Source organism: Mycobacterium sp. NGS68 (genome assembly GCF_059812195.1).
In genome coordinates, this window is the sequence record NZ_JCALCE010000064.1 from 1 (window position 1) to 11,698 (window position 11,698).

Annotated in this window: 24 protein-coding genes, 1 tRNA gene and 2 pseudogenes; 26 read left to right on the plus strand and 1 reads right to left on the minus strand. The window is 65.8% G+C overall.

Annotation, left to right across the window (positions count from 1 at the left end; translation table 11 throughout):
- Positions 1 to 319: helix-turn-helix transcriptional regulator (locus AC5Y5V_RS30835; RefSeq protein WP_499942795.1), on the minus strand; the 319-nt coding region annotated here is incomplete at its 3' end.
- 127 nt (positions 320 to 446) lie between these two features.
- On the opposite strand from AC5Y5V_RS30835, the gene AC5Y5V_RS30840 reads away from it, so the two are divergent.
- The 26 genes and pseudogenes from AC5Y5V_RS30840 to AC5Y5V_RS30965 all read left to right on the plus strand — a co-directional run bounded on the left by AC5Y5V_RS30840 (position 447) and on the right by AC5Y5V_RS30965 (position 11,646).
- Positions 447 to 638: an excisionase family DNA-binding protein gene (locus AC5Y5V_RS30840; protein ID WP_499942797.1), complete on the plus strand. Its 192-nt coding sequence runs from the start codon at positions 447 to 449 to the stop codon at positions 636 to 638.
- Positions 639 to 685: 47 nt separating this feature from the next.
- Positions 686 to 761, plus strand: a tRNA-Lys gene (locus tag AC5Y5V_RS30845).
- A 32-nt stretch (positions 762 to 793) separates the two neighbouring features.
- Positions 794 to 1,294, plus strand: a complete 501-nt coding sequence (locus AC5Y5V_RS30850; RefSeq protein WP_499942798.1) for an HNH endonuclease signature motif containing protein — start codon at positions 794 to 796, stop codon at positions 1,292 to 1,294.
- Entirely contained in the window at positions 1,291 to 1,575 is a 285-nt protein-coding gene (locus AC5Y5V_RS30855) for a hypothetical protein (RefSeq protein ID WP_499942799.1), read from the plus strand. Before AC5Y5V_RS30850 ends, AC5Y5V_RS30855 begins: the two co-directional genes overlap by 4 nt.
- Positions 1,572 to 1,823, plus strand: a complete 252-nt coding sequence (locus AC5Y5V_RS30860) for a hypothetical protein (RefSeq protein ID WP_499942801.1) — start codon at positions 1,572 to 1,574, stop codon at positions 1,821 to 1,823. The genes AC5Y5V_RS30855 and AC5Y5V_RS30860 overlap by 4 nt, the downstream gene beginning before the upstream one ends.
- A complete protein-coding gene (locus AC5Y5V_RS30865; protein WP_499942803.1) occupies positions 1,820 to 2,329 on the plus strand; it encodes an NUMOD4 domain-containing protein in 510 nt (169 codons plus the stop codon). The genes AC5Y5V_RS30860 and AC5Y5V_RS30865 overlap by 4 nt, the downstream gene beginning before the upstream one ends.
- A complete protein-coding gene (locus tag AC5Y5V_RS30870) occupies positions 2,326 to 2,589 on the plus strand; it encodes a hypothetical protein (RefSeq protein ID WP_499942804.1) in 264 nt (87 codons plus the stop codon). Before AC5Y5V_RS30865 ends, AC5Y5V_RS30870 begins: the two co-directional genes overlap by 4 nt.
- Positions 2,589 to 3,203, plus strand: a complete 615-nt coding sequence (locus tag AC5Y5V_RS30875; protein WP_499942806.1) for a hypothetical protein — start codon at positions 2,589 to 2,591, stop codon at positions 3,201 to 3,203. The genes AC5Y5V_RS30870 and AC5Y5V_RS30875 overlap by 1 nt, the downstream gene beginning before the upstream one ends.
- 112 nt (positions 3,204 to 3,315) lie before the next feature.
- The gene (locus tag AC5Y5V_RS30880; RefSeq protein WP_499942807.1) at positions 3,316 to 4,014 is read left to right on the plus strand and encodes a hypothetical protein; all 699 of its coding nucleotides are present in this window, start codon (positions 3,316 to 3,318) and stop codon (positions 4,012 to 4,014) included.
- A gap of 61 nt (positions 4,015 to 4,075) precedes the next feature.
- Positions 4,076 to 4,357 carry a hypothetical protein gene (locus AC5Y5V_RS30885; RefSeq protein WP_499942809.1) on the plus strand — a complete coding sequence of 94 codons (282 nt, stop codon included), beginning with the start codon at positions 4,076 to 4,078 and terminating at the stop codon, positions 4,355 to 4,357.
- A 67-nt stretch (positions 4,358 to 4,424) separates the two neighbouring features.
- Positions 4,425 to 4,949 (plus strand): DUF7448 domain-containing protein, encoded by a 525-nt coding sequence (locus AC5Y5V_RS30890; protein WP_499942811.1) that lies wholly within the window; start codon positions 4,425 to 4,427, stop codon positions 4,947 to 4,949.
- Complete coding sequence (locus tag AC5Y5V_RS30895) at positions 4,946 to 5,263, plus strand: DUF732 domain-containing protein (RefSeq protein ID WP_499942812.1); 318 nt, start codon at positions 4,946 to 4,948, stop codon at positions 5,261 to 5,263. Before AC5Y5V_RS30890 ends, AC5Y5V_RS30895 begins: the two co-directional genes overlap by 4 nt.
- Positions 5,260 to 5,526 carry a WhiB family transcriptional regulator gene (locus AC5Y5V_RS30900; protein WP_499942814.1) on the plus strand — a complete coding sequence of 89 codons (267 nt, stop codon included), beginning with the start codon at positions 5,260 to 5,262 and terminating at the stop codon, positions 5,524 to 5,526. Before AC5Y5V_RS30895 ends, AC5Y5V_RS30900 begins: the two co-directional genes overlap by 4 nt.
- Positions 5,523 to 5,660, plus strand: coding sequence for a hypothetical protein (locus AC5Y5V_RS30905; RefSeq protein ID WP_499942816.1), 138 nt, complete (start codon positions 5,523 to 5,525; stop codon positions 5,658 to 5,660). The genes AC5Y5V_RS30900 and AC5Y5V_RS30905 overlap by 4 nt, the downstream gene beginning before the upstream one ends.
- Positions 5,657 to 6,499 (plus strand): PD-(D/E)XK nuclease-like domain-containing protein, encoded by an 843-nt coding sequence (locus AC5Y5V_RS30910; RefSeq protein ID WP_499942817.1) that lies wholly within the window; start codon positions 5,657 to 5,659, stop codon positions 6,497 to 6,499. Before AC5Y5V_RS30905 ends, AC5Y5V_RS30910 begins: the two co-directional genes overlap by 4 nt.
- A 15-nt stretch (positions 6,500 to 6,514) precedes the next feature.
- Positions 6,515 to 7,747: a recombination protein RecT gene (recT, locus tag AC5Y5V_RS30915; RefSeq protein WP_499942819.1), complete on the plus strand. Its 1,233-nt coding sequence runs from the start codon at positions 6,515 to 6,517 to the stop codon at positions 7,745 to 7,747.
- 4 nt (positions 7,748 to 7,751) lie between these two features.
- Positions 7,752 to 8,177, plus strand: a complete 426-nt coding sequence (locus tag AC5Y5V_RS30920; protein ID WP_499942820.1) for a hypothetical protein — start codon at positions 7,752 to 7,754, stop codon at positions 8,175 to 8,177.
- Between the two features lie 2 nt (positions 8,178 to 8,179).
- Positions 8,180 to 8,446: a hypothetical protein gene (locus AC5Y5V_RS30925; protein ID WP_499942822.1), complete on the plus strand. Its 267-nt coding sequence runs from the start codon at positions 8,180 to 8,182 to the stop codon at positions 8,444 to 8,446.
- Positions 8,443 to 8,766: pseudogene (locus AC5Y5V_RS30930) on the plus strand (DUF5131 family protein); the annotation flags it as partial. The gene AC5Y5V_RS30925 and the pseudogene AC5Y5V_RS30930, both read left to right, overlap by 4 nt.
- 205 nt (positions 8,767 to 8,971) lie before the next feature.
- Positions 8,972 to 9,337: an HNH endonuclease gene (locus AC5Y5V_RS30935; RefSeq protein WP_499942832.1), complete on the plus strand. Its 366-nt coding sequence runs from the start codon at positions 8,972 to 8,974 to the stop codon at positions 9,335 to 9,337.
- Positions 9,325 to 9,672, plus strand: a pseudogene (locus tag AC5Y5V_RS30940) (DUF5131 family protein); the annotation flags it as partial. The gene AC5Y5V_RS30935 and the pseudogene AC5Y5V_RS30940, both read left to right, overlap by 13 nt.
- Positions 9,665 to 9,805 carry a hypothetical protein gene (locus AC5Y5V_RS30945; protein ID WP_499942823.1) on the plus strand — a complete coding sequence of 47 codons (141 nt, stop codon included), beginning with the start codon at positions 9,665 to 9,667 and terminating at the stop codon, positions 9,803 to 9,805. The pseudogene AC5Y5V_RS30940 and the gene AC5Y5V_RS30945, both read left to right, overlap by 8 nt.
- Entirely contained in the window at positions 9,798 to 10,307 is a 510-nt protein-coding gene (locus AC5Y5V_RS30950) for a hypothetical protein (protein ID WP_499942824.1), read from the plus strand. The genes AC5Y5V_RS30945 and AC5Y5V_RS30950 overlap by 8 nt, the downstream gene beginning before the upstream one ends.
- A gap of 188 nt (positions 10,308 to 10,495) precedes the next feature.
- The gene (locus AC5Y5V_RS30955; protein WP_499942826.1) at positions 10,496 to 10,858 is read left to right on the plus strand and encodes a hypothetical protein; all 363 of its coding nucleotides are present in this window, start codon (positions 10,496 to 10,498) and stop codon (positions 10,856 to 10,858) included.
- Positions 10,851 to 11,261, plus strand: a complete 411-nt coding sequence (locus AC5Y5V_RS30960) for a hypothetical protein (protein WP_499942828.1) — start codon at positions 10,851 to 10,853, stop codon at positions 11,259 to 11,261. Before AC5Y5V_RS30955 ends, AC5Y5V_RS30960 begins: the two co-directional genes overlap by 8 nt.
- Entirely contained in the window at positions 11,254 to 11,646 is a 393-nt protein-coding gene (locus AC5Y5V_RS30965) for a DUF4326 domain-containing protein (RefSeq protein WP_499942830.1), read from the plus strand. Before AC5Y5V_RS30960 ends, AC5Y5V_RS30965 begins: the two co-directional genes overlap by 8 nt.
- Positions 11,647 to 11,698 lie beyond the last annotated feature (52 nt).

The following is an 11,698-nucleotide window of genomic DNA, read 5'->3' on the forward strand; positions in this document are numbered from 1 at the left end:
TTCCGACAGTCGGCCCACCGTTCGGGTCGTCATGCGGCCCCGGGCGCGGTCCCGGACCTCCTGGACCAGGGGGTTTGCTCATCGGTGGCTGCTCGCCGATTATCCAGCTAACCGGCACTCCGCAGGCCAGCGCCCATGCGTTGAGGGTGATGCGTCGAGGTTTGACGACGCCGGTTTCGGCGTTGCCGACCGTGTTGCGCGAGACGCCGATCAGGTCGGCCAGCTCTTTCTGCTCAAGCCCAGCGTATTCACGGGCGATGCGCAGGCGGTGACGGACCTCGATCGGAGGCACGTTCCCCGACTCGTATGCGGTGGTCATGAGCTGCATGTTATGCACAGTTGTGCAGCAGTGCAAGAGCACCGGTGCACAACTTTCGACAAAAGTTATGCAACACACGGTAGATTTGGTACTTGCACAACTTTGCGCCAGGTTCTACCTTGTGCTCATGCCCAAACTTCCCCCGGTGTCAACAACCGCGGCCGAGACGCAGACCGGCATCCCGAAGCGCACCATCATCGCCGCCATCAACCGCGGCGAACTGCGAGCCCACAAGATGCCTGGCCTCACCGGCGCATTCCTGATTGAGCAGCGCGACCTAGATAAGTGGGTCGCGAAGCGCGAAGCAAAGTCGGCCTGATGGCCACCGCATCGGCACAGTTGTGCAACTCGGGTACAGTCACCGGTGCCCCCGTAGCTCAATCGGTAGAGCAGCGGACTTTTAATCCGCGGGTACGGAGATCGAAACTCCGCGGGGGCACCACAAGCCCCGCGATCAGCGATCTTCCGCCGCGCATGCGCGCCAAGGTCCAGCTCGAACTCTGCCCGCTCCCCGAGCTACCCGGCTTCTGCTGGGCATGGACGGGCGCGCTCACCAGCCGTGGCTATGGCAGCGTCGGTCATGAAGGCCGAGTCTGGTCGACCCACCGGCTCGCCTACGAGCTGATCACCGGCCCCATCCCTGATGGCCTCACGATCGACCACCTCTGCCTGAACAAGCCGTGCTGCAACCCCGCGCACATGGAACCCGTCACGCGGCGCGTGAACGTCCAGCGGGCCCATGTCGATCGCGTCCGCTGCCCGCAGGGCCACCCACTCGCAGGCCCGAACCTGGTAATCCGCAAGCGCGGCGCGCACACGCACCGCACCTGCCGGGTGTGCCAGTACGAGTGGCAGCGCAACAACTACCACCAGGCCAATCCGAACCGTGCGCGCCGCTCGGTCGCCACGAAGCGCGGCGAGATCCTGGCCGCCGCCGAGGCTGCCCTCCGTCTCGTCGAGCGGGCCGCCTCATGACCCCCGCCGCCGGCACCGGCCTCCTCCTTCCCTCGCTCGACGACCTCCTCGCCGAGGCCTCCGCCCGCCCCGGCGTGCTCGCGGTCCTGGACGCCGCCGACGCGCTGCGCACCCAGCTCGCCGACGACACGCGCGACGCGATCGCCCGGGCCGCGGGCTACTACGACTGCCCGTGCGGCTCAGCGTTCGAGCTGGAACCCGACGGGATGCTCGAGGACTACGCGACGCTGAACCGCTGGCTCGGCCTGCACTTCAACAGCGCGTGCGGCGGTGGGGCATGACCGGCTTCTCGAAGACCCTGATCGTCGCGGCGGTCCCGCTGACCATCTACGCGTACGTCACCTTCACCGCGGGCATCGCACCGGACTGGGGGATCTCGCTGCTCGGCGCGATCCTCTGCCTGGGCAGCGCGATCCTATGGGAGCACCACGTTGAGGTGCGGCGTCAGCAGATGGCCGACTACGGGATGTGGATGGCGAGCTATCGCCATGACGTGTGGGCGCGACGGGACCAAGGGTCTAACTCATGACCGAGTGGCGCGATATCGCTGGGTACGAAGGGCTTTACCAGGTTAGCGACGACGGCCAGGTTCGATCCCTGGCGCGTAGGTCGATACAGGGCCATGTGATCCCGCAGAGGGCCCGGAGGCTCACCAGGCATCCGCGCTGGGGCTACTTGAACGTCACATTGCACAGAGACGGGGTTGTTGAGCACCAATCTGTCCACCGCTTAGTCGCTATGACTTTCCTCGCAGACACATGGTTCCCAGGAGCGATGGTCCTTCATGCTGATGGCGACCCGGGAAATAACACCATCGACAATCTCCGCTGGGGCACCAATAGCGACAACGTCCGCGATTCCATTTCGCACGGGACCCACCACGAAGCCCGTAAGACCCATTGCTCCAATGGGCATCCGTTCGATGAGCTGAACACTTATTGGTTCACCCGGCCCGACGGTAGGCGAACGCGCCATTGCCGGGTGTGCAATCGCCGCGCCGTCGCCCGAAAGCGCGCGCTGCCGGTGCGGCCATGACCGCCTCGCTGCGCGCCGAGTCCGCTGCCGCGTTCGCCGAGTGGGCGGCGACCATCCGCGCCATCCCCGGTATCCGGCCCTCGCTGGCTGAGTTGGTCATCGCGATCCAGGCCGCGGCGAGCGGCCACGCGGACCTGTTGACTTCCTCCGGCGCCGGTGAGGCCGCCCCGTCGCGCGGTCCCGCGTCCGGAGGAATCGCCCACGCCGGGGTGACGCCTCAGCATCCCGGCGTGGGCTCTCCGCTCGGGGCGGTGCGCTGATGTTCAACCCGTTCGGAACGATCGTCACGATCGCCGCGCAGGTCCGCGACACACTCTCATTCCTGGCCAGCCCGTACGTGGCCACCGACGCCCTGTGGGACGACGCGACTGCGCCGCGGGACGCGGCCGAGCGCCTGGCCGACGACGAGGCAGAGGAAGAGGTCGCCTCGCCGCAGCTACTGCTACGCGAGTGGTGTTGCTGCACCCCGGTGACCGGCCCGCACGAGCCAGGCTGCGCCTACGAGGCCCGCGGCCCGCTCGACTACGAAGGCCCGGCCGTCGTATGCAACGTCAACGGCATCCCGCTGACCGACTGTGGACTGATCGGCGTCGCCGGGGACGACGGTGTGCTGCGAACCGAGCCATTCGATCCGGATCCTGCCGGCAGCTCGGTGGATCGGCTGCTCGCGACGCTCGAAGGCATCCGCAACCAGATCGACTGCGTATTGGCTTCTGCCGCGCCGGCGCACGCTCCCGCTGACGCCGCGACGCACTCGGCCCGTACGAGGCGCCCGAGCAGTTTCACGCCTGAGTGCAGCTGCCTTTACCCGCAGATCAACGAGCTGCTCGGGATGCCGCACGAATCGCACTGCCCGCTTTACCCCAACCGGTAACCCATCTCGGAAAGTCAGGAGAAGTCCCATGTCGCTGGACTTGGACCGCATAACCCACCCGCTACGCCTCGCTCAAGGCTCACACGAGCCCGGCAGTGGCAAAGGGTGTGCGATGAACGTGATCTCGTACATCAACGGCGATACGAAAATCACCGACTACCCGGCATGTTCGGCGCGTCCACTCGCGCGGCTGGTGCAGCGGCTGAATGACCGGCTTGCTGGTGCTGACGGGTTCCTGTCGCCCGAAAACAGTGTGCTGGTGCTGGATTTGGGCTGGCGCACGGTGGGCACCGCCGGTACGCCGCGTTATGTTGTGTGGCAGTGGCTGGCTGACCTACTGGTCGATCCGACGCACGGTGTTGTTCAGTACGCGTTGACGCCCGAGCGCGCTGCGGCGATCCGGCGGGTTGCGGTCCTGTGCGCGCGGGAAGCGCAGGGCATCGCGGTTTCTGCGAATGAGTGGCGTCTGGCGCGTGCCGCTGCCTATGCCGCTGCCGCTGCCGATGCCGCTGCCTATGCCGCTGCCGATGCCGATGCCGCTGCCGCTGCCTATGCCGCTGCCTATGCCGCTGCCGCTGCCGATGCCGCTGCCGCTGCCTATGCCGCTGCCTATGCCGCTGCCGCTGCCGCTGCCTATGCCGCTGCCGCTGCCGATGCCGCTGCCTATGCCGCTGCCTATGCCGCTGCCGATGCCGCTCGCATCACCTTCACCACATGGGCAATCAACCACTGGCGCAACCTCGCCCAACTCGACGACCCGACCGACATCACTCCCGAATCGGTCAACCACGCCTTGCAACGCATCGGCTGAGAAATTAAGCGGCCCCGGATGCGGGTCCGGGGCCAGCGACACAACGGAAAGAAGGTCCGCAATGTCAACCAGCAGTCTAACCCTCGACATCGTCGAAGAGCAGCGCGACGACGGGAAACGCCGCCTCGTCGCGATGCACGACGAGTTCGCGGTGGCCAGCGCCACCGAGTACGGCTACCCCGACGGCATCACCGGATCATTCTGGGTCGTCGGGCTCACACTGGACGCGGCCGAGCTGCTCGGCTACTGCGATTCGTTCGTCGTTGAGGCGACCGCCGCCGCACGGTCGGCGCTAGCGGTGATCTTCCATCTGTACAGCCGCACGACGGTGGCCGCGGCATGACCGGCCTGATGCACTACGCCGAGTCCGTTGAGCCGGTGGACATCCCGGCAATGATCGGCGGTGCGGAATGACCGAGCGTTACCCGGTCGAGAAACTCGGCGAACCTGGCGGGTTCTCACACAGTGATGACTACTACCGCGACGACGACGGCACCATGCCTGAGAACGTCGACAAGCTGCGTCAGCACATCGTCGGCCACAAGATCGTCTCAGCCGAAAAGGGAAGCGCGCGTGTCGCCGAAGGCAAATACGGCGGCTTTGATCCGCGCGACGTTCACGGGTTCATCATCACGCTCGACAACGGCGAGAAGGTTGTACTCGAAGACACCAGCGACTGCTGCGCTTACACATCGCTTGAGTCGTTCCTGCTCCACCCCGAGTTGGTCGACCACGTCATTCTCGGCGTCGGCACGACCGAGAAGTACGAGCGCTGGCACATCTACGCCGACATGGGCGATGTCCTTGAGCTGCAGGTCGGTTGGAGCTGTGGCAACCCGTTCTACTACGGGTACGGCTTCGACATCTACGTCGTTCCCATCGAGGGCGAAGTCATCGAGGACGCTCCCGCGCTCCCGCCAGGCGGTGCAGCATGATCCGCCGCCTCGCCCTCTGCGCCACCTTCGGCGCGCTCATCGCCGCCGCCGGCATCACCGCCGGCCGCGCCAACGCTGACCCGGTGACCCAGTACGCCGACTACAACGCCACCCGCGTCTGCGCGGTGCTCAACACCTACCCATCCTTCGACGGAATCGAGGGCATCGGTCAAGCCATTATGCGCGAGACCGGCTGGGGCACCTACGAAGCCGGACAGGTCATCGTGTACGCGGTCCAGGCGGTGTGTCCGTGGCACTTGGCGTTGCTGCATCGGTACGCGGCAACGTATCGGACGGGGAGGACGGTCGTATGAGCGCACTCCCCGGCGTCGCACAGCCTAGACCCATCCGCGCACTGAACCTCGAATGGCAGGACGACGCCCTCTGTCGCGAAATCCCACCTGAGATGTTCTTCCCCGCGGCCGGGCCCGCGACCTACGCCAAGCGCATCTGCGCGGAATGCGATGTGCGCGTCCAATGCCTCGCGTTCGCGATGGATCCGGCCAACGACGTCGAGGAAGGCGTCTGGGGCGGGCTGACTGAGCGGGAGCGCAAGCGCCGGAGGAGGGCGTCGTGAGCGCCCACGAATACGAGCACGAGCATGACGAGTGGCGCGCCGCCGTCGCCGACATGGACGAATCCGAGCGTGCGCCCTACGACGACCCGCAGACCTACGCGGACGTGATGGCGGCCGACGGGACACGGCGATGAGCGGCCAGCCGGTGCCGGATGGCGTGCACCCCGCGCTCGACTATCAGTCTGACCCCAACCGGTTATCGCCGAACGGCGCAAAGAAGCTGCTGCAGCCCGGTGGGCCGGCGCGGTTCGCGTGGGAGCGAACACATCCACGTAAGCCCAAGCCCGAGTTCGACTTCGGCCACCTCGTGCACCTGATGGTGCTCGGCGAGGGCGAGCAGATCGCGCCGATCCACGCCACCGATTGGCGGACGAAAGCCGCCCAAGAACAGCGAGACAAAGCCCGCGAGGCGGGGCTGATCCCCGTGCTTATCCACCAGATGGATATCGCGATCGAGATGGCCAACGCTGTGCACGAACACCCCAAGGCAGCCGAGCTGCTAGCTGAAGGCGACCCGGAGGTGTGGCTGTACGCGACCGAACCGGCGACCCGCCAGCCGATCAGGCTGCGAGCAGACTGGATGACACGTGCGCCCGGCAGTCTGTGGGTCGTCGACTACAAGAGCGCCACAGACGCTAGCCGGGAGGCATTCAGCCGCAAGGCGTACGACTTCGGCTACCACCTGCAGTTCGCCTTCTCGGTAGTGGCGGCCCGCGCGCTCGGACTCGACGAATGGCCAGCGATGGTGTTCATCGTCCAAGAGAAAGAGCCGCCCTACCTCGTCAACGTGATCGAGCTCGACGTCGACGCATTCCGCAAGGGCTACGACGACATGCTGTGCGCGATCGGCATCTTCCAGGAATGCACGGCCTCGGGCGTGTGGCCTGGATATCCACCCGAAATTCAGTCAGTGCCATTGCCGCCGTGGGCGTTCCGCGCTGGTTACACCGAACCCCTCGACAGCCTCGACTAACTCAAGGAGTAGACCATGACCACCCAACAGGACTACCGGCCCGTCGCGAACAACCGCACCGTCGCGAAGGCTGATAACGACCTGCGCGCCAAGATTCAGCAGATGGAGAGGCACTTCCAGCTCGCGATGCCCCGCGGCCTGGAAGCCGTGCAGCTGGTGCGCGATGCCCTCACCTGCCTGCGCGCGAATCCGAAACTGGCCGAGTGTGAGCACGGCTCGGTGCTGGGGTCGCTGATGACGTGCGCGCAGCTCGGTTTACGCCCCGGCGTGAGCGTGCTGGGCCAGGCGTACCTCGTGCCGTTCTGGGACAACAAAGCTGAACGCCCCAACGGCCGCGGGCGGGGCATGTTCCGCGCCCAGATCATCATCGGCTACCAGGGCTATGTCGAGCTCGCGCACCGGTCCGGCCGCGTCCAGTCCCTGCACGCCCGCCGCGTCTACACCAACGACTACTTCGAAGTGGAATACGGGGCCGCCGAGGACAAGTGGGTGCACCGGCCCTACCTCGACGGGCCGCGCGGCGACGTCCGTCTGTACTACGCGGTGGGCCGCACCATCGACGGCGGATACCGGATCACCGACCCGATGAACGTCGCTGACATGGAGGCATACCGGGACAGATTCGCCACTGCGCGTAACAAGCAGGGGCAGATCGTCGGCCCGTGGGTGGATCACTTCGACGCGATGGCGGACAAGACGATGATCCGTCAGCTGATGAAGCTGCTCCCGAAGTCCACCGAGCAGCAGTTGGCGATCGCGCACGACGGCGGCGTCCGCGTCGACGTCACCCCGGACGCGATCAACCAGGAACCGGATTTCGTCGAAGGCGAGGTGATCGAAGCTGCGAGCGATCCTGGTCAGGTCGGCGGTAACGACGCGAGTGAGGGCGTTGAGTCGTCGCGTGACCAGGACCCCGGCGAGCACGCCGAGCGGGCCCCTGGCGGCGGCGAGCCGCCGGGGGCGCCAACCGAATCCACGCCCGGGCAAACGGAGCGTGTCGCCCAGGCCCTCGACAATGCCCGGACTGAGACGCCGATGGCCACCCGCCAGCAGATCACCCTCCTGCGGCAGATCCGGGCCGCTGAAAAGTACGACACCGACGAGCACTGGTTCGGCTACGTCCACCAAATGACCGGGGTGCGCGTGAAATCCGACCGCCAACTCACCAACGGGCAGGCACAGCAGATCATCGACGCCTTCAACCAGGAAGCCGAAACCACCACCACCGCAACGGAAGAACAGGAATAAGCCCATGGCACTTGCCACGAAGAAGCCCGAACACCTCAAGCCCGTCAACGACCTGGACAACATCCCCGACGACGCGCTCGGCCCAGTGCCCGCCGTGCTGCAGGCATTCGGTAAGGACATGCTGATCATGGACAAGCCGCCGCAGCCCGGCGAGTTGTTGAAGATCGAGATCACGTTGCGTTGCAAGGACGAAGGCCGCGAGCTGCTCGACGACGGCGAGTTCAAGCACTACCGCAAATGCAAGTCGTTGGGCGTGACGGTCACGACCGAACCCTACAAGCCCGAAGCAGAACCCGAAGACCCGTCGATGCTCGATAAGGACGGGAACATCCCCGATGACGCGCCCGAGGTGGACGACGCATCGGGCGCGGGCGACGACGGCCTGGGCGAGTTCGATCCTGAGTTCAGCCACAACGGCACCAAGCGGTAGCCATGGGCGCCAGCACCTACCCGGCCATCACGAACACCCGGTTGCGTGAATGGCAGCTAATCACCGAACCGGGCGGCAAATTCGTCCTGAAGCTCACTTTCGCCGACGACTTCATCCTGGTGCTCGACGGCGACGACCTGTGGATGGTGCAGCATGCCTGCGCCGAGGCGCTGAAGCAGCGTGAGAAGTACGAGGCCGAAGCGGAGGACTACGCCCACCGACTGAATGACTGGATGTCGGCTGCGATTCCCCAGGGTGACCGGCGATGACCGCCACCACCGCAATCGGAAACGACGCCTACGTCATGGCATTGCGCGTCGATGAGATCTTCGCCGACCCCACCTACCAACGCATCCTCGACACCACGCGCGCCCGCACCATGGCGACCGCCTGGGACCGCCGCCTCGCCGGCGTCATCGAGGTCTCCGACCGCGGACCGGACGCCGCACCCCGCTACGCGATCATCGACGGCCAGCACCGGTGGGCCGACATCCGCATCCCTGTGCTACTCGACACCCCCGCCGCCGTCCGGTTCGTCAGCGCGGAACCGCTACTCGGGCCCATCAAACTTCGTGACGAATGGATAGGATTGGGTAATGGTCGCCACACTGCACAGGGAGAACGAGATCTATCGAGCAGTGGAGTCGGGCGAGCTGTCAATCGACCCAAAGGGCCGAGTTTGGCGGCACGCGGCGCGCCGGGCCAATCGTTGGAAGCCAGGTGCAACGGTCTCGATCCCGTGCGAGACGAGGCGCGCCGAGAATCAGGCCGGGAAGTACCAGCAGGTCCGAGTGATGTTCGAGGGCAGGCGCATTCATGCGCTTGCTCACCGGCTGGTGTGGCGCCACTTCTATGGCCCGATTCCGCAGGGCCTGACTGTGAACCACAAGAACGGCAAGCACTCCGACAATCGGCCATCGAACTTGGAGCTATCGACCAGTCCGGAGCAAACTCGGCACGCGCGCAAGGTGCTGCGTCGGGGAATCCGGAATCAGTACGGACCGCTCAACCCGGCGGCGAAGTTATCGACCGAGCAGGTCCAGGAAATCTGTTCGCGTCGAGCGGACGGAGAGCTGCTGAGAGTACTGGCAGCCGAATACGGCGTTGCGCAGCAGACGATATCGAGGATAGCCAGGGGCGACCGCCGCTTGCTTGGCTAATTACCGGCGGCGAGTCCGGGCCTGGCTCCCGGCCCGCGCACCCGGACTGGTTCCGCTCCCTGCGCGACCAATGTCAGGCCGCAGGCATCGCGTACCTGCACAAGCAGAACGGCGAATGGGTGCCCGAACGCATGCTGCTGCACGGCGACAACGCGCCCGCCGCCTTCCTCGCGGCCGACGGCCGGACCCGGCACCTAGTCAACGGGAAGCCGACCGAACCACCCATGAGCCGCGGCGAGGACATCACGATCCGCCGCGTCGGTAAGCACCGCGCCGGCCGACTACTCGATGGCCGCACCTGGGACCAATACCCACAGGCGGTGACCCATGCCTGACCTCATGCACTACGCCAACCGCCCCGTCTGGTTGGACCGCGCGCGCACCTACCAGCAGAATCCGCCACACAGCTTCGGCAAACCCCCACCCGCCGACGTCACGGAGCGACTGCAGGCGGTGGCCGATGTCTGATCTCATCGCCCGCGCCGAAGCCGCGCTGGAAGGCGTCAGCCCCGCACCCTGGAACACCACGCGACGCGGCCAAGGGATCGACAGCGGCGAATACGGCACAGTCATCGAGGGCGGCAACGTCGACTGCATGAGCTACTGCTACGGCGGCACATCCACCATCGACGGCGACAACCTGGACGCAGACCTACGCTTCATCGCCGCTGCCCGCCAACTGGTCCCTGAACTCGTCGCCGAACTGAAAACCGCACAGGCAGAACTGGAACGGAGGCGCATCGAAACGGTCGAGCAACTCAAGGCTTTCGATCCACGGCCCGATCTCATCAACGGTGTGTTGATCAGAGCGCTAGGCGTGCCCGCATTGGGCGGCGTGTTCGAGCTGAACGACGACGGCACATGGAACGACTTCGACAGCACCGAACCCGGCGGCGACCGCACAGCGGCCGAAGACGTCCCACTGCCCGCGGTCCTGCTCTGGGAACCCTCGGAGGCAGCCGATGCCTGACCCCGCAGTCGAAGCCGCACAACGGTTGTGCGACGTTCGATGGCCCTGCGCTACGGCGAAACTCATCTACACCAGCGAGGAACTGCGATGAATTGGCGAGAAATCTTGCTCACCCCACGCGGCGCGCTCTGCATGGTCATGCTGGCCATCTGGGTAGGCATTATCGTTTACGGCTTGGTGTCGGCACGATGACTGACGTTCGCGCCCGATACGCCGAAGCGCTGAAGGGCCGACTCCTCGAACACGGATACGCCATGTCCAGCGACACCGCCAACGACCTCACCGATGTGCTGCTGGCCCTGGACGGCATCGCGGTCGTGGAGTTGCCGGAAGCGGATGGCGCGTCCTACGTAGTCGACCCCGATGACGACCATTTCGAGGTCATCCCGATCGAACTCAGCCGTGACCCCTGGAACTTGGACGCCGAGCGCCACCACGGCTGCCGAATCGCATGGGGTTCCCTGGAACTCAACCTTATAGACCGCCAAGCCCGCGCGCTTGCTGCCGCCCTACTCGCAGCCGCCGACAAACCGGAGGCCGCCGATGCCTGAACACGGCTGGGACGAAGACGCTTTCAACGCTGCCCTGCACCTCATCGAACGCACCGGCGCCAAGCAAATCCAGATCGGCTACCTCCACGACGACGTGCCCACTGAAGACGCCGACTGGTACGCCCACGCCCAATACCACGGCGCACGCATCACAGCCGAACACCATCCCGGCCCGGTTGAAGCGACGGAAGCCCTGGCCCGCCGCCTGCTAGACGGCGGCCTGTGCACCCACTGCGGCCTCCGTATCACGCTCGCTGACTCCCCCGGGAACCGATGCCGCTGGACCCGCCAAGGCAGCGAATGGGTCCGCGGCTGCCGCAACACCCACCACGACCGAATCCCCAGCATCGTCGAAGCCGGCCGCCTACAAGCCCGCGGACCGAAACGAGGCCAACGTGCCTGAACGAATCCAGCTGCGCCGCACCAAAGGCTTCAGCCTGCGCGACATCTCACCTGACGCCATCGTCGTCGCCCGCCCCAGCAAGTGGGGCAACCCCTGGTGCATCGTCCGCGACGGCCGCTGGTACCGCGTCCGACACATCACCGAAGACCGCAACATCGGCTCATTCGTGGTCCCAGAGTTCGCCTACAACACGGCATCCCGCCAGTTCTACAGCGACCTCGTCAACGACCGCCTGCCCTACACCGTCGCCGACGTCGAACGCGAACTCGGCGGCCACGACCTCTGCTGCTGGTGCCCACCAAGCCCTGTCGCGCCGAACGGATCACGTAACCCGCTCAAGCTGACCTGCCACGCCGACGTCCTCTTGGAGGTCGCCAATGGGTGACACCGCAGACCTCCTCGCGCGCCTTCAGCGCCACTACATCAAGCCCGGCGAA

Bases quoted from the DNA above. Each gene is read 5' to 3' on its own strand.
- AC5Y5V_RS30840 (WP_499942797.1), top strand. From the start codon at position 447: ATGCCCAAACTTCCCCCGGTGTCAACAACCGCGGCCGAGACGCAGACC.
- AC5Y5V_RS30850 (WP_499942798.1), top strand. From the start codon at position 794: ATGCGCGCCAAGGTCCAGCTCGAACTCTGCCCGCTCCCCGAGCTACCC.
- AC5Y5V_RS30855 (WP_499942799.1), top strand. From the start codon at position 1,291: ATGACCCCCGCCGCCGGCACCGGCCTCCTCCTTCCCTCGCTCGACGAC.
- AC5Y5V_RS30860 (WP_499942801.1), top strand. From the start codon at position 1,572: ATGACCGGCTTCTCGAAGACCCTGATCGTCGCGGCGGTCCCGCTGACC.
- AC5Y5V_RS30865 (WP_499942803.1), top strand. From the start codon at position 1,820: ATGACCGAGTGGCGCGATATCGCTGGGTACGAAGGGCTTTACCAGGTT.
- AC5Y5V_RS30870 (WP_499942804.1), top strand. From the start codon at position 2,326: ATGACCGCCTCGCTGCGCGCCGAGTCCGCTGCCGCGTTCGCCGAGTGG.
- AC5Y5V_RS30875 (WP_499942806.1), top strand. From the start codon at position 2,589: ATGTTCAACCCGTTCGGAACGATCGTCACGATCGCCGCGCAGGTCCGC.
- AC5Y5V_RS30880 (WP_499942807.1), top strand. From the start codon at position 3,316: ATGAACGTGATCTCGTACATCAACGGCGATACGAAAATCACCGACTAC.
- AC5Y5V_RS30885 (WP_499942809.1), top strand. From the start codon at position 4,076: ATGTCAACCAGCAGTCTAACCCTCGACATCGTCGAAGAGCAGCGCGAC.
- AC5Y5V_RS30890 (WP_499942811.1), top strand. From the start codon at position 4,425: ATGACCGAGCGTTACCCGGTCGAGAAACTCGGCGAACCTGGCGGGTTC.
- AC5Y5V_RS30895 (WP_499942812.1), top strand. From the start codon at position 4,946: ATGATCCGCCGCCTCGCCCTCTGCGCCACCTTCGGCGCGCTCATCGCC.
- AC5Y5V_RS30900 (WP_499942814.1), top strand. From the start codon at position 5,260: ATGAGCGCACTCCCCGGCGTCGCACAGCCTAGACCCATCCGCGCACTG.
- AC5Y5V_RS30910 (WP_499942817.1), top strand. From the start codon at position 5,657: ATGAGCGGCCAGCCGGTGCCGGATGGCGTGCACCCCGCGCTCGACTAT.
- recT (WP_499942819.1), top strand. From the start codon at position 6,515: ATGACCACCCAACAGGACTACCGGCCCGTCGCGAACAACCGCACCGTC.
- AC5Y5V_RS30920 (WP_499942820.1), top strand. From the start codon at position 7,752: ATGGCACTTGCCACGAAGAAGCCCGAACACCTCAAGCCCGTCAACGAC.
- AC5Y5V_RS30925 (WP_499942822.1), top strand. From the start codon at position 8,180: ATGGGCGCCAGCACCTACCCGGCCATCACGAACACCCGGTTGCGTGAA.
- AC5Y5V_RS30935 (WP_499942832.1), top strand. From the start codon at position 8,972: ATGTTCGAGGGCAGGCGCATTCATGCGCTTGCTCACCGGCTGGTGTGG.
- AC5Y5V_RS30945 (WP_499942823.1), top strand. From the start codon at position 9,665: ATGCCTGACCTCATGCACTACGCCAACCGCCCCGTCTGGTTGGACCGC.
- AC5Y5V_RS30950 (WP_499942824.1), top strand. From the start codon at position 9,798: ATGTCTGATCTCATCGCCCGCGCCGAAGCCGCGCTGGAAGGCGTCAGC.
- AC5Y5V_RS30955 (WP_499942826.1), top strand. From the start codon at position 10,496: ATGACTGACGTTCGCGCCCGATACGCCGAAGCGCTGAAGGGCCGACTC.
- AC5Y5V_RS30960 (WP_499942828.1), top strand. From the start codon at position 10,851: ATGCCTGAACACGGCTGGGACGAAGACGCTTTCAACGCTGCCCTGCAC.